Annotated in this window: 19 protein-coding genes; 12 read left to right on the forward strand and 7 right to left on the reverse strand. The window is 60.7% G+C overall.

Features of this window, described 5'->3' with window-relative positions; translation table 11 throughout:
- Positions 1-60: 60 nt before the first annotated feature.
- The gene (gene polA / locus M2497_RS01350; protein WP_248485569.1) at positions 61-2838 is read left to right on the forward strand and encodes a DNA polymerase I; all 2778 of its coding nucleotides are present in this window, start codon (positions 61-63) and stop codon (positions 2836-2838) included.
- Positions 2839-3107: 269 nt separating this feature from the next.
- Here the strand turns inward: polA and yihA are convergent, their stop codons facing one another.
- Positions 3108-3749, reverse strand: a complete 642-nt coding sequence (yihA, locus tag M2497_RS01355) for a ribosome biogenesis GTP-binding protein YihA/YsxC (RefSeq protein WP_010207832.1) — start codon at positions 3747-3749, stop codon at positions 3108-3110.
- A gap of 192 nt (positions 3750-3941) precedes the next feature.
- Here yihA and M2497_RS01360 point away from each other — a divergent pair, with 192 nt between their 5' ends.
- From M2497_RS01360 to M2497_RS01385, 6 genes are all read left to right on the forward strand, one after another.
- Entirely contained in the window at positions 3942-4244 is a 303-nt protein-coding gene (locus tag M2497_RS01360; protein WP_248485570.1) for a c-type cytochrome, read from the forward strand.
- A 34-nt stretch (positions 4245-4278) separates the two neighbouring features.
- Positions 4279-4890: a cytochrome c4 gene (locus tag M2497_RS01365; protein WP_058424433.1), complete on the forward strand. Its 612-nt coding sequence runs from the start codon at positions 4279-4281 to the stop codon at positions 4888-4890.
- A 168-nt stretch (positions 4891-5058) separates the two neighbouring features.
- Positions 5059-5694, forward strand: a complete 636-nt coding sequence (gene dsbA / locus M2497_RS01370; RefSeq protein ID WP_033899253.1) for a thiol:disulfide interchange protein DsbA — start codon at positions 5059-5061, stop codon at positions 5692-5694.
- A 10-nt stretch (positions 5695-5704) separates the two neighbouring features.
- A complete protein-coding gene (locus M2497_RS01375) occupies positions 5705-6583 on the forward strand; it encodes an endonuclease/exonuclease/phosphatase family protein (RefSeq protein ID WP_058424434.1) in 879 nt (292 codons plus the stop codon).
- A complete protein-coding gene (locus tag M2497_RS01380) occupies positions 6580-8622 on the forward strand; it encodes a GGDEF domain-containing protein (protein WP_248485571.1) in 2043 nt (680 codons plus the stop codon). The genes M2497_RS01375 and M2497_RS01380 overlap by 4 nt, the downstream gene beginning before the upstream one ends.
- 88 nt (positions 8623-8710) lie before the next feature.
- Positions 8711-9487, forward strand: a complete 777-nt coding sequence (locus M2497_RS01385) for an N-acetylmuramoyl-L-alanine amidase (RefSeq protein WP_248485572.1) — start codon at positions 8711-8713, stop codon at positions 9485-9487.
- Here the strand turns inward: M2497_RS01385 and M2497_RS01390 are convergent.
- Positions 9484-11271: a KinB sensor domain-containing domain gene (locus M2497_RS01390; protein ID WP_248485573.1), complete on the reverse strand. Its 1788-nt coding sequence runs from the start codon at positions 11269-11271 to the stop codon at positions 9484-9486. The genes M2497_RS01385 and M2497_RS01390 overlap by 4 nt on opposite strands.
- A 10-nt stretch (positions 11272-11281) precedes the next feature.
- Positions 11282-12628 (reverse strand): sigma-54 dependent transcriptional regulator, encoded by a 1347-nt coding sequence (algB, locus tag M2497_RS01395; RefSeq protein WP_248485574.1) that lies wholly within the window; start codon positions 12626-12628, stop codon positions 11282-11284.
- Between the two features lie 378 nt (positions 12629-13006).
- On the opposite strand from algB, the gene M2497_RS01400 reads away from it, so the two are divergent.
- The 5 genes from M2497_RS01400 to M2497_RS01420 all read left to right on the forward strand — a co-directional run bounded on the left by M2497_RS01400 (position 13007) and on the right by M2497_RS01420 (position 17389).
- Positions 13007-13291 carry a hypothetical protein gene (locus tag M2497_RS01400; RefSeq protein ID WP_248485575.1) on the forward strand — a complete coding sequence of 95 codons (285 nt, stop codon included), beginning with the start codon at positions 13007-13009 and terminating at the stop codon, positions 13289-13291.
- A 77-nt stretch (positions 13292-13368) separates the two neighbouring features.
- Complete coding sequence (locus M2497_RS01405; RefSeq protein WP_003170804.1) at positions 13369-13533, forward strand: DUF1328 domain-containing protein; 165 nt, start codon at positions 13369-13371, stop codon at positions 13531-13533.
- 2 nt (positions 13534-13535) lie between these two features.
- Positions 13536-14003 carry an inhibitor of vertebrate lysozyme family protein gene (locus M2497_RS01410; protein WP_248485576.1) on the forward strand — a complete coding sequence of 156 codons (468 nt, stop codon included), beginning with the start codon at positions 13536-13538 and terminating at the stop codon, positions 14001-14003.
- Between the two features lie 726 nt (positions 14004-14729).
- Positions 14730-16061, forward strand: a complete 1332-nt coding sequence (gltP, locus tag M2497_RS01415; protein WP_058424440.1) for a glutamate/aspartate:proton symporter GltP — start codon at positions 14730-14732, stop codon at positions 16059-16061.
- A gap of 98 nt (positions 16062-16159) precedes the next feature.
- Positions 16160-17389 carry a spore maturation protein gene (locus M2497_RS01420; RefSeq protein WP_248485577.1) on the forward strand — a complete coding sequence of 410 codons (1230 nt, stop codon included), beginning with the start codon at positions 16160-16162 and terminating at the stop codon, positions 17387-17389.
- A gap of 92 nt (positions 17390-17481) precedes the next feature.
- On the opposite strand, the gene M2497_RS01425 is transcribed toward M2497_RS01420, so the two are convergent.
- Genes M2497_RS01425 through M2497_RS01440 form a run of 4 tightly spaced genes read right to left on the reverse strand, consistent with a single transcriptional unit; the run spans position 17482 to position 20978 of the window.
- Positions 17482-18093 carry an ABC-type transport auxiliary lipoprotein family protein gene (locus M2497_RS01425; RefSeq protein WP_248485578.1) on the reverse strand — a complete coding sequence of 204 codons (612 nt, stop codon included), beginning with the start codon at positions 18091-18093 and terminating at the stop codon, positions 17482-17484.
- A complete protein-coding gene (locus tag M2497_RS01430; RefSeq protein WP_058424442.1) occupies positions 18090-19028 on the reverse strand; it encodes an MlaD family protein in 939 nt (312 codons plus the stop codon). The genes M2497_RS01425 and M2497_RS01430 overlap by 4 nt, the downstream gene beginning before the upstream one ends.
- Position 19029: 1 nt before the next feature.
- Positions 19030-19833 (reverse strand): ATP-binding cassette domain-containing protein, encoded by an 804-nt coding sequence (locus tag M2497_RS01435; RefSeq protein WP_248485579.1) that lies wholly within the window; start codon positions 19831-19833, stop codon positions 19030-19032.
- Positions 19830-20978 (reverse strand): ABC transporter permease, encoded by a 1149-nt coding sequence (locus tag M2497_RS01440; RefSeq protein ID WP_248485580.1) that lies wholly within the window; start codon positions 20976-20978, stop codon positions 19830-19832. The genes M2497_RS01435 and M2497_RS01440 overlap by 4 nt, the downstream gene beginning before the upstream one ends.
- Positions 20979-21017: the final 39 nt, after the last annotated feature.

Genomic DNA, 21017 nt, shown 5'->3' on the forward strand with positions numbered 1-21017 from the left:
TTTGTCGTCATTGGTCCGGCTATTCTAGCGCCTGACCCGCCGAAAAGGTTGATTCTGCTCATGAGCCAAGCACCCCTCGTCCTGGTGGACGGTTCTTCCTATCTGTACCGCGCCTTCCATGCGTTGCCACCGCTGACCACCTCTAAAGGCCTGCCTACCGGCGCGGTCAAGGGCGTGTTGAACATGCTCAAGAGCCTGCGCAAGCAGTACCCGGGTAGCCCCTTCGCGGTGGTGTTCGACGCCAAGGGTGGGACCTTTCGCGATGATATGTACGCCGAATACAAGGCCAACCGCCCGAGCATGCCCGATGACATGCGCGTGCAAATCGAGCCGTTGCACCAGAGTGTGATCGCACTGGGCTTCCCGTTGCTGTGCGTCGAAGGCGTCGAGGCCGATGACGTGATCGGCACCCTGGCGCGCAGCAGTGCGGCGGCTGACCGCCCGGTGGTGATCTCCACCGGCGACAAGGACATGGCGCAACTGGTCGACGGGCACATTACCTTGGTCAACACCATGACCGGTAGCGCGATGGACATCGAGGGCGTGAAGGAGAAATTCGGTGTCGCTCCCGAGCAGATCATCGACTATCTGGCGCTGATGGGCGATTCGTCCGACAACATACCGGGCGTTCCGGGCATTGGCCCGAAGACTGCTTCCGGCTTGCTGGTCGGCGTGAACGGCGGCATCAAAGAGCTTTATGAGCAGCTGGATATCGTGCCGACCTTGCCTATCCGTGGCGCCAAGACGCTGCCGGCCAAGCTGGAAGAGCATCGGGAGAGTGCTTTTCTTTCCTACCAGTTGGCGACGATCAAGTGTGATGTGCCGTTGGATGTTGGCCTGGATGATCTGCACCTGACCGAGCCGGATCGCGAGAAGCTGCTGGAGTTGTACACGTTGCTGGAGTTCAAGAGCTGGATTGATGAGATCCAGCGCGACGCCAAGCGTTTGGAGCTCAAGGCTGCGCCGGTTGCCGAGGAAGCTGTTGAGGCGGCAGCACCGGCAGAGACCCTCTACACCACCATCCTCGACCAGGCGACGTTCGACATCTGGTTGAAGAAGCTCAACGACGCGAAGTTGTTCGCCTTCGACACCGAAACCACCGGTATCGATGCCCAGCAGGCGCAGTTGGTCGGCGTCTCCTTCGCTGTGCAGGCCCATGAGGCGGCCTACATCCCGCTGACCCATTCCTACATCGGCGCGCCGGAGCAGTTGGACCGCGACACTGTGCTGCTGGCCCTGAAACCGCTGCTGGAAGACCCGACCAAGCTCAAGGTCGGTCAGCACGCCAAGTTCGACATGAACATCCTGGCCAACTGCGCCATCGGTGGCGACCCGGCGCAGGGCATCACCGTGCGCGGCATCGCGTTCGACACCATGCTTGAATCCTATGTGCTGAACTCCACGGCAACCCGCCATGACATGGACAGCCTGGCCAAGAAGTACCTGGACTACGACACCGTCGCCTTCCAGGACATCGCCGGCAGGGGCGCCAAGCAGTTGACCTTCGACCAGATCGCCCTGGAGCAGGCCGGCCCTTATGCGGCCGAAGATGCCGATGTGACCTTGCGTCTGCACCAGGCGTTGTTTGCACAGCTGACGGCCATCCCGAGCCTGGCGAGTGTACTCACGGATATCGAGATTCCATTGGTATCGGTGTTGGCCCGTATCGAGCGTCAGGGTGCGCTGGTGGACAAGGACCTGCTAGGTGTCCAGAGCATCGAGCTGGGCAACAAGATGGTCGAGCTGGAGCGTCAGGCGTTCGAGATTGCCGGTGAAGAATTCAACCTGGGCTCGCCCAAGCAGCTCGGCGCGATTCTTTACGAAAAACTCGGCCTGCCGGTACTGAAAAAAACCGGCAAGGGCCAGGCGTCCACCGCCGAAGAAGTGCTGGCCAAGTTGGCTGAAGATGACTACCCGTTGCCCAAGGTGCTGATGCAGTACCGCAGCATGAGCAAGCTGAAAAGCACCTACACCGACCGCCTGCCGGAACAGATCAACCCGCGCACAGGGCGTATCCACACCTCCTATCACCAGGCGGTGGCGGCGACCGGCCGCTTGTCTTCCAGTGATCCGAATCTGCAAAACATCCCGGTGCGCACCGCCGAAGGGCGGCGGATTCGCCAGGCGTTTGTCGCGCCCAACGGCTATAAGCTGCTGGCGGCGGACTATTCGCAGATCGAGCTGAGGATCATGGCGCACCTGTCCAAGGACGAAGGCTTGATGAACGCCTTTCGTCACAACCTGGACGTGCACACCGCCACGGCCGCCGAGGTGTTCAAGGTTGAGCTGGGCGAGGTCACGTCCGACCAGCGTCGCAGTGCCAAGGCGATCAACTTCGGTCTGATCTACGGCATGGGCGCGCAGAAGCTGGGCAAGGATATTGGCGTCGATACCAAGACGGCCAAGGCCTACATCGATGTGTATTTCGCCCGTTATCCCGGGGTTCGCGAGTACATGGAGCGCACCCGCGCCCAGGCGGCAGACCAGGGTTACGTGGAAACCTTCTTCGGCCGCCGCCTGTACTTGCCCGACATCAACTCCAACAAGCCCCAGGAGCGCGCGGCCGCTGAGCGCACCGCGATCAACGCGCCGATGCAGGGCACTGCCGCAGATATCATCAAGAAAGCCATGGTGCTGGTGGACAACTGGCTGACGGATTCGGGCCTGGATGCCAAGGTGATCCTGCAGGTGCACGATGAATTGGTACTGGAGGTGCGTGAGGACTCGGTGGCGGAGGTCAGCGAGAAGATTCGCGAGCACATGAGTGCGGCTGCGAAGCTGGACGTACCGCTGCTGGTGGAAGTGGGTGTGGGCAATAACTGGGATGAAGCGCACTGATTTGCGGGCTCTGCCATCGCGTTGAGTGGTGGCAGAGTGCTTTAGTGCGGAAATCACTGTCGGTTATTTCAAATAGTTTTTCTGGCCTGCCGGAACTTAACCCGTGAACTGCTACTCAGAGTTACTGAATGGGTGGTGAAGCCCTTCAATGCTCCTATGTTGTGTTAAGTGTTGGCAGATATCTGGACCCCGCCCTAGCGGTCCGGAACTTGAACCCCGAACTTCCCCTCCCCATACGAAGTCCGGGGTTTTTTTTGCCTGCAGAAAAGTTATTCCGCGAGTTCCGCGCCCTTGTCCGCCAATTCCATCCAGCCAGCCAGCACGGTGTAAGCCTCTTCCAGGCCCATGCGCTTTGGTGCCGAGAACAGCTGGATAGTGATCGCGTCGCCCCAGCCTTTACGGATTTCGGACTGCACTTTGAGCAAGGTGTTCTTGGCCGCGCCGTAGGTGAGCTTGTCTGCCTTGGTCAACAGGATATGCATCGGCATGCCGCTGGCGACCGCCCAATCGAGCATCAACAGGTCGAAATCGGTCATCGGATGGCGGATGTCCATCATCAGAATCAAACCTTTCAAACTCTCCCGGCCACCCAGGTAAGCCTCTAGGTGACGCTGCCAGTGCAGCTTCAACGGGATAGGTACTTTTGCGTAACCGTAGCCCGGCAGGTCGACCAGACGCCGATCATCGTCTAGCTTGAAGAAATTGAGGAGTTGCGTGCGGCCCGGGGTTTTCGAGGTGCGCGCCAGGCTGGCGTGAGTCAGGGTGTTCAGTGCGCTGGACTTACCGGCGTTGGAACGACCGGCAAAGGCGACTTCAAAGCCTTCGTCATCGGGGCATTGGTCAACTTTGGCGGCGCTGAGCATGAACGTGGACTGTTGGCACAGGCCGAGGATGGGATTCTTGAGTTGCATGAGATTTCCGATGTGGGCGGTGCCGAGAAAGGGTGCGGCAAGCGGTGTCGTTTCCGTTTCAGTAGCGCCAGTATATAATGCCGCAGATTTTGTGTGTGCTTTGTCCCAGCGAAGGATGAAGTTCACGGGAGCGATAGACCTTTATTGCGCATTAGAACGCAAAACGCTCTCAAACCCTGAAATGGTCGACGTATGACCAGGTGGTTGCTCGCTATCGGTGTCCTGGTCCCGCTTTGCGGCGCTCAGGCTACACAGGATCCGGAAGCGGTGTACAACCGAGTTTGCGTGGCTTGCCATGCCGGCCAGTTGCCCAACGCCCCCAGACGGGGTGACCAGGCAGCCTGGGCGCCAAGACTGGCGCAGGGCATGGACACGCTGGTGCAACACGTGACCCAGGGTTTCAAGGCAATGCCGCCGCGTGGTTTGTGCATGGACTGCAGTACTGAGGATTACCAGGCCATCATTGAATTGATGGTGAGTAAACCCGGTAGATAACTCTTAAACCCCTTAGCCGTAGTTGGATTAGCTGATGAACAAACTGATCGTGAGTCTGCTGTTGACCTTGGGCATCACCGGTGTTGCCCATGCTGCAGGCGACGCTACAGCGGGCCAGGCGAAAGCCGCCGTATGTGGTGCTTGCCATGGACCGGATGGTAACAGCCCGGCGCCGAACTTCCCCAAACTGGCCGGCCAGGGCGAGCGTTACTTGACCAAGCAGATGCAGGATATCAAGTCCGGCAAGCGCACGGTCCTGGAAATGACCGGCTTGTTGACCAACCTCAGCGATCAGGACCTGGCAGACATCGCGGCGTATTTTGCCAGCCAGAAAGGCAGTGTGGGAGCTGCTGATCCGAAACTGGTGGCCCGCGGCGAGAAACTATTCCGCGGCGGTGACCTGGACAAAGGCCTGCCTGCCTGCACCGGCTGCCATTCGCCCAATGGCGCGGGCATCGCCGCTGCCGGCTTCCCGCACTTGAGTGGCCAGCACGCCACCTACATCGCCAAGCAGCTGACTGATTTCCGCAAGGAAGAGGCCGGGCGCACAAACGATGGCGACGCAGCGATCATGCGCACCATCGCGCGCAAGCTGAGTGACGAGGACATTGCGGCGGTCTCCAGCTACATCCAGGGCCTGCACTGAGGTGCACGCAACGTTAACACTCGATTAATCCCGTGATGCAAGCATAAAAAGGGTGGCCCAGGCCGCCCTTTTTTGTGGCCGGTGCCGTTACACTAACGAACTCATGCCCGCGTAGACCTGTCACAACAAAGGTCGCGTGAGGCGACTTTATTTGTCCAGGAGTAAAGCATGCGTAATCTGATCCTCAGCGCCGCTCTCGTCACTGCCAGCCTCTTCGGCATGACCGCACAAGCTGCCGACGTGCCGCTTGAAGCCGGTAAGACCTACGTTGAATTGGCCAACCCGGTTCCGGTTTCCGAGCCTGGCAAGATCGAAGTGGTGGAGCTGTTCTGGTATGGCTGCCCGCATTGCTACGCTTTTGAACCGACCATCAACCCATGGGTTGAAAAGCTGCCCAAGGACGTGAACTTCAAGCGCATCCCGGCCATGTTCGGCGGTCCATGGGATGCCCACGGCCAACTGTTCCTGACCCTGGAAGCCATGGGTGTGGAGCACAAGGTCCACAACGCGGTTTTCGACGCGATCCAGAAGCAAGGCAAGCGCCTGACCAAGCCTGACGAAATGGCTGACTTCGTGGCCACCCAGGGTGTCGACAAGGACAAGTTCCTGGCCACCTTCAACTCCTTCGCCATCCAGGGCCAGATCAAGCAGGCCAAGGAGCTGGCGCAGAAGTACGGTGTGCAAGGCGTTCCAACCATGATCGTCAACGGCAAGTACCGTTTCGACCTGGGCACTTCCGGTGGTCCTGAGCAGACCCTCAATGTGGCCGACCAACTGATCGCCAAAGAGCGCGCAGCCAAGTAAGGGGCCCGTCATGCGCCGCTGGGGTACCGAACGTGTGGTTGGCCTGCATGATCCGCAGGTCAACGAACATCACCTGGAGTCCACGGGCCTGCCGGCAGACAGTCGTCTGCGCCTGCTCAGCTTCAATATCCAGGTAGGCATCAGTACCGAGAAGTATCGGCATTACCTCACCCGTGGCTGGCAGCACCTGCTGCCCCACAACGGGCGTGCTGGCAACTTGCAAAAAATCGGCAACCTGCTGAACGACTTCGACCTGGTCGCCCTGCAGGAAGCTGATGGCGGCAGCATGCGCTCCGGCTATATCAACCAGGTGGAACACCTGGCCCAGCTGGGTGCCTTCCCCTACTGGTATCAGCAGCTCAACCGTAACCTCGGGCGCCTGGCGCAGCACAGCAATGGTGTGCTCAGTCGCTTGAAGCCCTCAGTCATCGAAGATCACCCGTTACCCGGACCCAAGGGGCGGGGTGCGATCCTCGTGCGCTTTGGCGAAGGCCCGGAGGCCTTGGTGGTCGTGATGATGCACCTGGCACTGGGTGCGCGTACTCGCACGATGCAACTGGCTTACATCCGCGAGCTTATTGGCAATTACAAACACCAGGTGCTGATGGGGGACATGAATACCCACGCCAGCGACCTGTTGCAGAATTCTCCGTTGCGCGACCTCGGGCTACTGGCACCGCAAGCTGAAGCCACGTTTCCCAGCTGGCGCCCGCAACGCTGTCTAGACCATATCCTGCTCAGTCCTACCCTCACACTCGAGAGCGTGCAGGTGCTGGCGCAGCCCATCTCCGATCACCTGCCGGTCGCGGTAGAGATTCGTCTGCCGGGTTCGCTCACGGCTGATGCATTACCCGCGTTGAGCCCAGGCCCCCGCGGACCCCTTGCATGAGCGACGACGCCCAGCGCTGGAAAGAGAAATACCTCAAGAGCATCGAGCAACAAGAGAAACTCGAACGTCGCTGGGCTGCCCGTCTCGACCTGCTGCGCCGTGGACTGGTGCGCAGCACGCTGGCGGCTGAGGGCACTGATCGCGCAGTCGACCAATGCATGAAGGAAATGCGCGACGTTGTCCGTACCGATGACATGGACGCCGCCCTCGCTGCCTTGCTGCCGCGCCTGGAAAAAGCTGTGCTGGACTCCGAGCAGCGCCGCGAAACCCGGGTCGACCAGATCAGCACCGCGCTGACGTCGCTGGTCACGCAACTACAGAAACTTCCGTTGCCCCGTGAGGTGGCCCGGCCGCTGAAGACGTTCGCCAAGCAGTTGGACGGCCGCGTCGGCCAGGCGCGAGAGATCCCGCTGTTGCTCAGCGAGTTGAGCGGCCTGCAAGGCCAGGCGCTGAACAACCTGGAGCCGGACGGCGAAGCTGCGCGACCAGGGCCTGGGCTTTTGCAGCGCCTGTTCGGTGCCAAGGAAGTTGCGAACGAGGCGGTGGCAGACGAATCGACACCCCGACCGGCCCCGCAGCCTGCGGCAGCCAAGCCAGTCGCTGTCGAGCCACAGCCGTCCGAGCAATCCGAGGAACTGACGCAAGCGTTGCGTGCCTTTGCGCCGCAGCCTCAAGAAACGGTCGCTCCTGTCATCGAGCCCGTAGCCCCCACCCAGGTGGTCGAGCCCTCCAGCGAAACCTCGGTCTATGAAGCCCCGCCTCAAGCCTTAGCGATTGAGACACCCGTTGCGCGTGTCGAGCCTAAGCCTCAAGTCGAAGAACCTGCAGCGGAAAGCGCCCTCGCCGCCTTCATCGAAACGCCTGAAGTGCAGGTCGAGACCCCGGATGAGACCACCATTGGCAGCTTGTCGCTCCCTCCAGTGCTGGAGGAGCCTGATCCTGACGAGCTGCAAGCGGATGGAGCCTATGCCCTGCCCGACTCACCGGAGCCGTCCTATAGCTCCGTGGCCAAGCACATCGAAGACACCCTGCTCGGCCTGCTCGAAGAACTCTCGTTACCCGAGCGTCACCGCCCCCAGGCCGAAGCCATGCGCGAGCGCCTGGCCCACGGCTTGAACTGGTACGAGCTGTTGCCGATCCTCGACGACCTGGCAGTCTTGATGCTGGCGATCACCGACAGCGGCCAGCATGAGTTCGAGGCTTACCTCAAGCAGTTAAACGAGCGCCTCGAGGCGTTCCAGGGCCACTTGCAAGTCGCCAGCGAGGGGCATGCCGACAGCCGCTCCGCCGCCCGTGAGCTGGACACGCAGATCCGCGAACAGGTCGATGGCCTGCAAAGCAGCGTGCAGGAAGCCGCCGACCTGGACAGCCTCAAGCACGTGTTGGAAAGCCATCTGGAGGGGCTGCTCGGCACCATGGATGAGCACCAGCAGCAGCGCGACCTGCGCGAGCAGGAGACGGCGGCGCGCCTGAAGGGCTTGGCTGAGCGGGTTGCCAATATGGAGCAAGAGGCCCAGGGCTATCGCGAGCACCTGGAGGTGCAGCGCCAGAAGGCGTTGATCGATCCGCTCACGGGCCTGCCCAATCGTGCCGCCTGGAGCGAGCGCCTCGATTATGAGGTGAACACCTGGCACCAGCGCGGCAATAACCTGTCGCTGGCGATGCTGGACCTGGATCACTTCAAGCGTATCAACGATGGTTACGGCCACCTCGCTGGCGACAAGGTGCTGAAGATCATCGCCAACGTGCTGCGCAAGCGCCTGCGCCCGACCGACTTTATCGCGCGCTTTGGGGGTGAAGAGTTTGTGTTGCTGATGCCCGACTCATCCCTGGCGGATGCCCTGGCCGTGGGCGAGGTGTTGCGTGCGGCGATTGAAGCGTGCCCGTTTCACTTCAAGGGCGAGCCGGTGACGATCACCGTGTCCATGGGCGTGGCGCAGTTCCAGCCGGGAGAGCGCAGTGACCTGGCGCTCAAGCGTGCCGACGAAGCGTTGTATCGGGCCAAGGCCGCCGGGCGAAACCAGGTGCAGGCCGCCTGAAAGATGTTCCATTTTGTGATTTGACCGCTGGCTCGCGATCGGTACGTTACACTGTTGCATTATCGTCTTCTGCGTAACGTCTACCGCCATGAAATCCTTGTACTTCGCTTTTGTGTTCATTCTGCTCGCAGGCTGTGCCAGCGGCCCTCGCCTGGACACCAGCCACCCCTCGGTGAACCACGACAACCGCATGCAGTTCGTAGTCGTGCATTACACCTCCACCAACCTTGAGCGCTCCCTGGCCTTGCTCACCCATGGTCAGGTCAGCAGCCATTACCTGATCGGCGACGACGCCTCGGCCACCATCTACAAGCTGGTGGACGAGAGCCAGCGCGCCTGGCATGCCGGGGAAAGCGAATGGATGGGCCGCACCTGGCTCAACTCCAGCTCGATTGGCATCGAGATCGTCAATCCTGGCTACAAGGACACACCTACGGGCCGCTTGTGGTACCCCTACTCAGAGGCGCAGGTGAAGTCCCTGGTGGTGTTGCTCAAGGACATCAGCAAGCGCAATGGTATCGACCCCAAGAACATTATTGGCCACAGCGATATTGCGCCGTTGCGCAAGCTTGATCCGGGCCCGTTGTTCCCCTGGAAGCGGCTGGCCGCCGAAGGGTTGGGCGTTTGGCCGGATGCCCAGGCCGTTGCGCGCTTCCAGGTGCAATACGCCGCCGAGCTGCCAAGCGTCACCTGGTTCCAGGAAGAACTGGCCCGCCTGGGCTACCAGACGCCGCAGACCGGCGAGTTGGATGTGGCCACGCGCCATGTGATCGCAGCGTTCCAGATGCATTTCCGGCCGTCGCTGTTTGATGGCACGCCAGATGCGGAAAGTGCCGCGATCCTGCGAGCGTTGAACCGAAGCTAGAGTGGCAACGCCATATAGAACTGAGTGCCCTGCCCTGGCCGCGAGTACACGCCCATGCGGCCGCCGTGCAATTGCACGATTTCCTTGCACAGCGCCAGCCCCAGGCCGGCGCCGCCTTTCTTGCGGCCCACCTGGACAAAGGGTTCGAAGATCCGTCCCTGCTGCCCATAGGCGATGCCTTCGCCGTTATCCTCGACGCTGACGATCACTCGCTCGCCATGGCGCCGTGCCTGCAGGCGTATCTGCCCGCCCGCGGGAGTGTGGCGCAGGGCGTTGCCCAGTAGATTGTCGAGCACCCGCTCCAGTTGGACTTGGTCCGCATATAGCCGAGGCAGGTCGGATTGGGCTTCCACCAGCAGTTCGATATTTTGCGCGTTGGCTGGCTCGGCGAAGCGTGCTCGGGCGTGTTCGAGCAGATCGGTGACGTCGCACGGCCCCAGCGTGAGTTTCTGCAGTCCATTCTGATAGCGCGAAAAGTTGAGCAGGTCGTTGATCAACTGCATCAAGCGCTGCATCTCTTCATTGACGGTATCCAGCAAGTCCGCTTCGCGGGACTCCGCCGGGAACTTCGCACGCTCGCGGAACAGCCCGAAGGCCATATGCATGCCGGTCACCGGCGTACGCAGCTCATGGGAGGCGCGCAATACGAACTCGCTGCGCACCCGCTCGAAGGCGCGTTGTTCGGTTACGTCGTGCAGCACCATCACTGCGCCAAGAATATGCCCCTGGGTATGGCTCACCGGGGTCAGGCTGTAGGTCAGCAGACGCAGTTCGCCCTCGACCTCCACTTCCAGGTCGTCCGGCGCGCGCTCCAGGTTGCCGCCGCGCAGCACCAGTTGCAGTTGTTCATCCAGCTCCGGACGCGACAAGGCTTCGCCCAGGCCTTGGCCGAGGCGCTCCTCGTCCCAACCCAGTTGGCGCTGGGCCACAGGGTTGAGGTGCTCCAGGCGACCTTGGCGGTCAATCATCAGTAAGCCATCGTCGATGCTGTCGAGCACGGCCTGCAGGCGCTGCTGGCCGGCCAGCAGTTCATCGACATTGGTCGCCTGATGCTGGCGCAGCGCCTCGGCCATGATGCCGAAGCGGCGGGTCAGCTGGTTCATTTCCGCTGCCGAGGAGATCGGCAGCGTTACCTCAAAATCCCCTTGTCCGATTTTATCTGCCGCTTTGGCCAGTGCTTCGATTGGTCCACCAAAACGCCGGGCGATGCCATGGGCCGTCACAAATCCGATGATCAGTACAGCAAGCCCCACCAACCCCAGCAAACCGGCGATCCACAACGCGCGTTCGCGGGACTTGTGCTCGCTGTTGCTGATGTTTTCCAAGGCCTGCTTGTGTTCGGCGATCAGGCCATTGCGCAGCGTGTTGAAGGTGTCGGTGAGTTTGTCCTTGGCGCCGGGTGGTGGCGTCGGTTGCTGGGACTCGTCAAAGGCCTCAAGCAGCGCCTGATACTGGCCTCGAGCCTGGCTGAAGCCCGTTCCGCGACCGTCACGCTGTTCATGGGCAATACCCTGATCCAGCAGGTCGAAGTAGCGCTGTTTCGAGGTTTGCAGCGCCTCGGGGTCCGGGCGCTCCTCCAGCATCATGATCAACTGATCGCCCAGGCTCTGACGCAGCTTGAGGCCCAGGTCCAGAGTGACGAAGTTGCTGCGAATCAGAGACTCCTGGGTCTTGGCCATTTGCATGACGCTCACCAGACCCAGGATCAGACCCAACAGGGCGACGGTAATCAGCGCTGAGATGCTCAGGAATAACCGAGTGCGCAACTTCATCGCTAGCTTCATAGGGTACAGCTCACAGGTTGTACTGTTTGCGTTTGCGGTACAGGGTCGACGCGTCGATGCCCAGGGTGCGGGCCGCCTGATCCAGGGTGTCGCTGGTAGCGAGCACGGCGCCTATATGGGCTTTCTCCAACTGGTCCAGGCTGAGTGCCGCGCCAATCCGTGGGGCATTGTTGCTAGGTTGTTCGGACATCCCCAGGTGGCTGATTTCCACCTTCTCTTGCGGGCAAATGATGCTGGCGCGCTCCACCACGTTGCGCAGTTCGCGAATGTTGCCCGGCCAGCGGTAGTTGAGCAGCGCTTCACGCGCTTCATCGCTGAAACCCCGTGCTGGACGGGCATATTCCTTGACGAAGCGCGCCAGGAACCGGTCGGCCAAGGTCAGGATGTCTTCACTGCGCTCGCGCAACGGCGGTAGATGCAAAGTGATCACGTTGAGGCGGTACAGCAAGTCTTCACGGAAGCGGCCGTCGCGCACCATGTCTTCCAAGTTCAGGTTGGTGGCGGCGAGAATGCGCACATCGGCACGGCGGGTGACGGGGTCACCCACACGCTCGTACTCCTTGTCCTGGATAAACCGCAGCAACTTGGGTTGCAAGGTGAGGGGAAAGTCGCCGATCTCATCGAGAAACAGCGTGCCGCCGTCCGCTTGGTTGACGCGGCCCAGGGTACTTTCACTGGCGCCGGTAAACGCCCCTCGGCTATGGCCGAACAGTTCGCTTTCCATCAGTTCTGCCGTCAGCGACGGGCAGTTAATGGTCACGCAGGATTTTTTCGAGCGCTTGCTCCAACCGTGAATAGCGCGGGCCAGTTCACCTTTACCGGTACCGGACTCGCCCAGAATCAGAATGTTGGCGTCTGTCCCGGCCACCTGGCGCGCCGTTTCCAGCACCACCATCATTGATGGGCTGTGAGAGTCGAGGCCGTCTTTCGGCTGGCGCACTTCGCCCTCCAGGGCTTCGAGCCGCGCAGACAGTTGGCGCACTTCCAACTGCTTGGCGGTGGCCAGGCGCAGTTGATCGGGGCTGCAGGGTTTTACCAGGTAGTCAGCGGCGCCGGCCTGGATAGCATCGACGGCGGTATCGACTGCCGAATGGGCGGTGACGATCACCACGCGCATCCAGGGCGCCTGGATTCGCATCTGGGCCAGCACATCCAGGCCATTGTCTTCGCCCAGGCGCAAGTCCAGGAAGCACAGGTCGAATACCTGGCGTTGCATCAAGGCGTCGGCCTGGGCCGCGCTGTTCGCAGTGGCGACGGTGTAGCCTTCATCTTCCAGGCAATAACGGAAGGTGCGGAGGATCGCGGACTCATCGTCCACTAAAAGAATGCGGCCTTGAAGTTCCTTGGCTGATTCCATCTGTCCCGCGCTCCTTAAACTATGAATGATGGTGTTTAGTCCCGGAATAATCGGGCAAGTTGCATGGTTTATTCTGATCGATAAATAGCAGTCTCGTGCAGGTATCTGCATCACTTCCTACAAAGCCCCGTCTGATGGCGTTTTCATGCCGTCTTGCCACTTCGGCAACACCCTCTTCGTTTTCTATCCCTCGACCCGACCGCTGGCCATCGTGCATTTCGCACGGCATACACGGAGGCATCGTGCAGGATGCTGGAGGGTGCATGAGTCTTTAGTTCATAACTATCTGATTTTATTGAGTTTTATTTTGTAAAAAAACTGGCACGCACTCTGCAATAGCTCTTCCAACGAATAATCAAAATGCGGGAGAACAACAGCATGACTCGCCAAAGCCTCAGCGAACTGCGTGTATCGCCACTGCGCTTGCAGCAAGGTCTGTTTGCCAGCTTGGCCCTGATGGTCACGCTGATCGGTGGCCAGCAGTTGCAACATTGGCAGCAGAGTCAGCAGCAGATCCCCCAGTTTGAACGTCCGGCCATGACCCAGACCCATTTCCGTTCCGTTGGCAGTGTTGCTGCCGATGCAACAGCCCCGCAATTGCGGATGGTTGACCAGGCGTCGCCCCTGAGTGAGCTGCCATCCCAAGAGCGTTGGGTGTTCTAGGCACCAAAGGCCGCTTGTGTTGAGCGGCAGCACGGCACCACCCCTGTTATTTCTATAGATGCGTAAGGAGAATCACCATGTTGAGTTGGGCAATCACATTTCTGATCATCGCCATTGTGGCTGCAGTCCTGGGCTTCGGTGGTATCGCGGGCACCGCCACGGGTATCGCAAAAATTCTGTTTGTGGTTTTCCTGGTGATGTTCATCGCTTCCTTCTTCTTTGGTCGTCGCGGCCGAGGCTGAAAATGACCACTTTGTCCTTCAAAGCCATTACTGCCGCCCTGCTTCTGGGCGGTAGCGGCTTGGCGTTGGCCGCCAACGACGGCCAGTCCCGAGCCAACGAATTGCTGAGCGCGGACCCGCAATACCGTGAAACCTGGCAAGACGTGGTGAAGAAAGAAGAGCGCCTGCCGGAATGGGTGATGAACCTGTCCGGCGCCGCCGAGCAGATGAATGCCGTGGAAGAAGATGGCGACAAGTATTTGGTCGGGCCACTCTGCGAAACCGCTGACACCTGCCTGAACAAGCGCCTGATCGTTGCCTTCAGTCTCGACAAAGAAGATGCCTACGCCATGTTGGTGGAAGTCCCGGCCGGTCTGCCGAAGGACAAGTCGCCGACGCGGCACGCCGATTACCGGTTTATCGGTAAGCCGGATGAAGGCATGCAAAAGCTGCTGATGGAGCAGCTGAAGAAAGATCCGAATTGGTACTAGGTTCCGTCTGACACGCTTGTTGTCTGCGGGGCCGGCGTCCATAGAAAGAAGCCGTCGCTTCTTTCTGTTTGCACCGCTCGCCAAGGGTGGTGCATGACCAAGGGGCCGGGTTGCTCTGATCACCTGCGATCGGCGTGACCTACGGGTACAGGGAGTGCCTGCGCAAGGGCCGGGTCAGGCAAAAAGCTGCGGCGCAGGTTCACAAGCCAACGGCTTGCTGAACTTGCGACGGGCTTTAACGCTCCTTCTCTGCTTCTCATGCCGCCCGTAGTCGTGATTTCCTTTTTTGCTTGTGCCCAACCATTACTTGGTGTGTCGGGTAGACCATCTATCGATAAAATTTGGTGGGCGCCATAGGACATTTCCGACACTAAACTGTGGAATTCTCAGGCATTTCCGCCAACGCTCCGCAGACGTCCTGAATCTCTGAGCGAGCCGGGTTTGGCCGGTTCACGGCATTTTTGTCGGACAAAATGTCACATTTGAACTGACCGTTCGGACAGTTATTATTAAAAAATCTCATGCCGATTCGGCATAGGGTAGGCGTTTACGGCATTAGACGTCGCCCCCTTGCATGGGAATAGTTGCGCCTTTTTTCGCCTGCCAGTAAGCCATTTCGGCCACGCTGCGGTGACCTTCCATGGAGGCAGATGCACACACTTTTTCGCTCTCGAGCGTTGCGGCTGGCGCATTTGCCTTAAGTTCACTTGAAGTAAGGGTAATGACATGAAGAAGGCAAAGCTAAGCCTCGCCTGGCAGATCCTCATCGGTTTGGTGCTGGGGATCGCAATCGGTGCAGTGCTTAACCATTTCAGTGCTGAAAAGGCCTGGTGGATCAGCAATGTGTTGCAGCCAGCGGGCGATATCTTTATCCGCCTGATCAAGATGATCGTGATCCCGATTGTGATTTCCTCGCTGATCGTCGGCATCGCCGGTGTCGGTGACGCGAAGAAACTCGGGCGCATCGGCGTCAAGACTATCCTTTACTTCGAGATCGTCACCACCATCGCTATCGTGGTCGGCCTGCTGCTGGCCAACCTGTTCCACCCGGGCGCGGGTATCGACATGAGTACCCTGGGTACCGTCGACATCTCCAAGTACACCGCCACCGCCGCCGAAGTGCAGCATGAGCATGCGTTCATCCAGACCATCCTCAACCTGATCCCGTCGAACATCTTTGCCGCCGTCGCCCGTGGCGAGATGCTGCCGATCATCTTCTTCTCGGTGCTGTTCGGCCTTGGTTTGTCGAGCCTCAAGCCTGAGCTGCGTGAGCCTCTGGTAACCATGTTCCAGGGCGTGTCCGAGAGCATGTTCAAAGTCACCCACATGATCATGAAGTACGCCCCCATCGGCGTGTTCGCACTGATCGCGGTGACCGTCGCCAACTTCGGCTTCGCCTCGCTGCTGCCACTGGCCAAGCTGGTGATCCTGGTTTACGTCGCCATCCTGTTCTTCGCTTTTGTGATCCTCGGCCTGATTGCCCGCCTGTTCGGCTTCTCGGTGATCAAGCTGATGCGCATCTTCAAGGATGAGCTGGTACTGGCCTACTCCACTGCCAGTTCCGAAACCGTGTTGCCGCGTGTGATCGAGAAGATGGAAGCCTACGGCGCGCCGAAAGCCATTTGCAGTTTCGTGGTGCCGACCGGTTACTCGTTCAACCTCGACGGTTCGACCCTGTACCAGAGCATCGCGGCGATCTTCATTGCCCAGCTGTATGGCATCGACCTGTCGATCGGCCAGCAACTGATGCTGGTGCTGACCCTGATGGTCACCTCCAAGGGCATCGCCGGCGTACCGGGTGTGTCCTTCGTAGTGCTGCTGGCCACCCTGGGCAGCGTGGGCATTCCGCTGGAAGGCCTGGCGTTCATCGCTGGTGTCGACCGCATCATGGACATGGCGCGCACCGCCCTGAACGTGATCGGCAACGCCCTGGCCGTGCTGGTGATCTCCCGTTGGGAAGGTATGTACGACGACGCCAAGGGCGAGCGCTACTGGAACTCGCTGCCGCACTGGCGTACCAAGACCGCCGCACCGGTCGCCCAGGCCACCCGCAGCTGACAGCGTGACGGCTTAAAGACAAACCCCGGAAAATTCCGGGGTTTGTCGTTTCTGCCAGCCCCGCTATCATTCGCCCCATTCTTCGGGGGATTCAACTGATGCTCAATGGCCTGTGGCTTGGCTTCTTTGTCGTGGCAATGGTGTCGGCACTGGCGCAATGGCTGGTCGGCGGTAACGCCGGGATTTTTGCAGCGATGGTCGAAAGCATTTTCGCCATGGCCAAATTGTCGGTGGAAGTCATGGTGCTGCTGTTCGGCACCCTGACGTTGTGGCTGGGCTTTCTGCGCATCGCCGAAAAGGCCGGGATCGTCGATTGGCTGGCCAAGGCCCTCGGCCCGCTGTTCCGCCGCCTGATGCCGGAAGTGCCCGCCGGCCACCCGGCGATCGGCTTGATCACCCTCAACTTTGCCGCCAACGGCCTGGGCCTGGATAACGCCGCCACCCCCATCGGCCTCAAGGCCATGAAGGCGTTGCAGGAGCTTAACCCCATACCCAACACCGCCAGTAACGCGCAGATCCTGTTCCTGGTGCTCAACGCGTCGTCGCTGACGCTGTTGCCGGTGACCATCTTCATGTACCGCGCTCAGCAAGGTGCCGCCGACCCGACGCTGGTGTTCCTGCCGATTCTGCTGGCCACCAGCGCATCCACGCTGGTGGGGCTGCTCTCGGTGGCGATCATGCAGCGCCTGCGGCTATGGGACCCGGTGGTGCTGGCGTACCTGATTCCGGGTGCGTTGGTATTGGGCGGCTTTATGGCGCTGCTCGCGACCCTCTCCGCCACGGCGCTGGCCGGGCTGTCCTCGATCCTCGGCAACCTCACATTGTTTGGCCTGATCATGCTGTTCCTGGGGATCGGTGCGCTGCGCAAGGTCAAGGTGTACGAGGCGTTTGTAGAAGGCGCCAAGGAAGGCTTTGACGTAGCCAAGAACCTGCTGCCGTACCTGGTGGCGATGCTTTGCGCCGTGGGGGTGTTGCGAGCCTCTGGCGCGTTGGATTTTGGCCTGGAAGGCATTCGCCATGTGGTCGGCTGGACGGGCATGGACACGCGCTTTGTCGATGCCTTGCCGACCGCGATGGTCAAGCCGTTCTCCGGCAGCGCCGCGCGGGCGATGTTGATCGAGACCATGCAGACCCAGGGCGTGGACAGCTTTCCGGCGTTGGTGGCGGCGACGATTCAGGGCAGTACCGAGACCACCTTCTATGTGTTGGCGGTGTACTTTGGTTCGGTGGGTATTCAGCGGGCCAGGCATGCCGTGGGCTGTGCGTTGTTGGCGGAGTTTGCCGGCGTCGTTGCGGCGATTGCGGTGTGCTACTGGTTCTTCGGTTAAGGCTCGGATTGCTATCGGGGGCAAGCCCCCTCCCACATTTGAATGTGTTCACAGATCAACCTGTGGGAGGGGGCTTGCCCCCGATGAGGCCCTCAGTGTTTAGCTGCACTATTGCCTTGCTGAACCACCCACTCCACCACCTGCTTATTCAACTGATCCCCCGCCTGTCCAAACCCAGCCACCACCGCCGGCACTTTGGTGTCCCCCACCGGCTGGTGCACTTCGAACCGTCGGCTGGCAATAATCCGCTGATCACGCCCGCGCACCAGGCGCGCATCCAGGCGAATCACCACCTCCACCACACTGCCATGATATTCACTCTGGAACGCCTGCAATTGCCCGCCCAGTTCATAGTCGGACTGCAGGTTAGTGTCATCGGTGCTCAGCAGCGTCACCCGGCCATCGCGCTGGAAGCCATCCATAAAGCGGTTGCGCAACAGCACCGGCGCCGGGTCGCTCCAGCGTGAGTTGGCATAGCTGCTGATCAGGTCGCCATTGGGCACCACGGCGATGCGTGGGCTGTCGAGAAACTCGCTGGTCTGCGGCTTGTTCACGCGCAGTGACCAACTGACCGGCGCGCCCTGGCTGGTGGTCTGCGCCGAAGCCAGGCGATACACGTCCGAAGGGTCAGCCTTGGGCAGAATCGAACACGCGCTCACGAGCGCCAGTGCTAGAGGGGCAATCAGTTGGTAAGCACGCTTCATGGCGTGAACTCCTTGTTCTTGTCGCTGCCCAGCAGGTAACCGCTGGGGTTGGCTTCCAGGCGGCGGGAGATGGCGCGCAGCGAGCCTAGGGTTTCGCGCAGCTCGCGCACCGCCGGCGCCAGTTCGTTGAGGCCTTGCATGCCGCTGTTCACCGAGTCCTTGTTGTTGGTCAGCAAGGTGTTGATGGTCGCGGTGCTTTGTTCAAGGGATTTCATGGCCTGCTCGGCGCTGCCGAAGGCCTGCTTGCCTTGTTCGTTGAGCAAGCCATTGGCGTTGCGCATGAGCACGGTGGTCTGTTCCAGGGCGGCGGTCGCCTGTTTGCTCACCTGCATCAGTTGCTGCATCACCACTTTGATATCGCCACGCTGATCGGCAATGGCGCCAGTGGTTTGCTGCAGGTTCTCCAGGGTGTTGCTCAGGCGCTCGACGTTCTCGCGGGAGAACATGTGATTGGCGTTGTGCAACAGCAGGTTGACGCTGGTCATCAGGTCGTTGCTGTTGTTGAGCAAGCGTGCGATGGGCGATGGCGAGGCGATGATCTGCGGCAGGTTGCCGTCCTTGCCCTTGAGCTCGGGGCTTTGCGGGGTGCCGCCGCTGAGCTGGATGATCGAGGTGCCGGTGATGCCGGTCAGGGCGAGCTTGGCCTGGGTGTCCTCCTTGACCGGCGTCTGCCCGGCCAGGCGGATGCGCGCCAGCACGCGGCGCGGGTCCTTGGGGTCCAGGCTCAGGCTGATCACATCGCCCACCTTGATCCCGCTGTACTGCACCGAGCTGCCCTGGGACAGGCCGCTGACCGCCTCGTTGAAGATCACTTCATAGTCCTGGAAGGCGCTGTCGACGCTGGACTTGGCCAGCCACAGGCCGAACAGCATCGCGCCGACCACCACGATCACGCTGAACAGACCGATCATCACATGATGGGCTCGGGTTTCCATGTCATACCTCGTTGAGCGATTGAGCGGCATCCAATGCCGCGCGGCCACGGGGGCCGTGGAAATATTCGTGGATCCATGCGTCGTCGGTTTCCGAGACAACATCGATGGCATCGGCCACCAGCACTTTCTTTTGTGCCAGCACCGCCACGCGGTCGGTAATGGTGTACAGCGTGTCCAGGTCGTGGGAGACCAGGAACACGCTCAGGCCTAGCGCATCGCGCAGGGTCAGGATCAGTTGGTCGAATTGCGCCGCGCCGATCGGGTCGAGGCCGGCGGTGGGTTCGTCGAGGAACAGAATGTCCGGGTCCAGCGCCAACGCGCGGGCCAGGGCGGCGCGCTTGATCATGCCGCCGGACAGCGAGGCCGGGTATTTGTCGGCCGCCGACAGCGGCAGCCCGGCCAGGGCCAGTTTGACGGCGGCCAAGTGCTCGGCGTCGCGACGGCTGAGGCCGGCGTGTTCGATCAAGGGCAGCGCAACGTTTTCGGTAACGGTCAGCGAGGAAAACAGCGCGCCCTTCTGGAACAGTACGCCAAAGCGCCGTTCTACCAAAGAGCGTTCGTGCTCCGGCAAGCTCGGTAGGTTCTTGCCGAACACCCGCACCTCACCTTCGCTGGGACGACGCAGGCCGACAATGCTGCGCAACAGCACCGACTTGCCGCTGCCGGAGCCGCCGACCACTGCGAGGATCTCGCCCTTGTACAAATCCAGGTCAAGGTTTTCATGCACGCTCTGGCTGCCAAAGCGATTGCACAGGCCGCGCACTTCAATCACCGCCTCACTGGGCGCTCGGTGTAGACGGCTCACCAGCCCATCTCCATGAAAAACAGCGCGGCGACAGCATCCATCACGATCACCACAAAGATCGATTGCACCACGCTGGAGGTGGTGTGGGCGCCGACTGATTCAGCGCTGCCGCTGACCTTGAAGCCTTCCAGGCAACCAATCGCAGCGATCAGGAACGCAAAGATCGGCGCTTTCACCATGCCCACCAGGAAGTGCTGCACGCCAATGTCCGATTGCAGCAGCGAGAGGAACATCGCCGGCGAAATATCCAGGGCCACCGCGCACACCACGCCGCCGCCGATGATGCCCGAGAGCATCGCCAGGAACGTCAGCATCGGCAGCGCCACCAGCAGCGCCAGCACACGGGGCAGTACCAGCAACTCCATCGGGTCCAGGCCCAGGGTGCGGATCGCGTCGATTTCTTCGTTGGCCTTCATTGAGCCGATCTGTGCGGTAAAGGCACTGGCGGTGCGGCCGGCGATCAGGATGGCGGTGAGCAAGACGCCGAATTCCCGTAGGAAAGAGAACGCCACCAGGTCCACTGTGAAGATCGTCGCACCGAAGCTCTTGAGCACGGTGGCGCCGAGGAAGGCTACTACCGCACCCACCAGGAACGTCAGCAAAGCCACGATGGGCGCGGCATCCAGTCCGACCTGTTCGAGGTGCGCAACCATTGGCGTCACGCGCCAGCGCTTGGGGCGCAAAATGCTACGGGCGAAGGTTTCGAGAATCAGGCCGACGAAACCCAAGAGTTTCTTGGTGTCCTGCCAGACGGTGTCCACCGCACGGCCGATGCGTGCGAGGACCTGGATACCCGCCGCTTCTTCAGGGGCTTTTTCCGGCACGCAAAAATCATTCAGGGAACGGTAGACGGTCTTGAGCAGCGCGCGGTCGGCGGCAGACAAGCTGCAATCGGTTTGTTCGGCGGACTGCTCGATGCGGGTCGGCCCCAGCAGCTCCACCAGCAACGAGGCGCCGGCCGTATCCAGGGCGCCGAGGCCGTTGAGGTCGATGCGCGCGCCGGCGTCGTATTGGCCGTCGAGCTTGTCCGACAGCTTTTTCAGGTTGGCATAGTGGGCAAGCGTCCAGTCCCCCGTAATCCGCAGTTGTGGTGGGGTGGTGGACGTATCGAGGTGGGCTGCGCCGGCCGTCGTGCTGGTGGTCATAAGCTCCGAGCTTGTTTGGCTATCCACAATTCCTACGTA

The organism is Pseudomonas sp. CYM-20-01 (assembly GCF_023169845.1).
GTDB lineage: Bacteria > Pseudomonadota > Gammaproteobacteria > Pseudomonadales > Pseudomonadaceae > Aquipseudomonas > Aquipseudomonas azotoformans.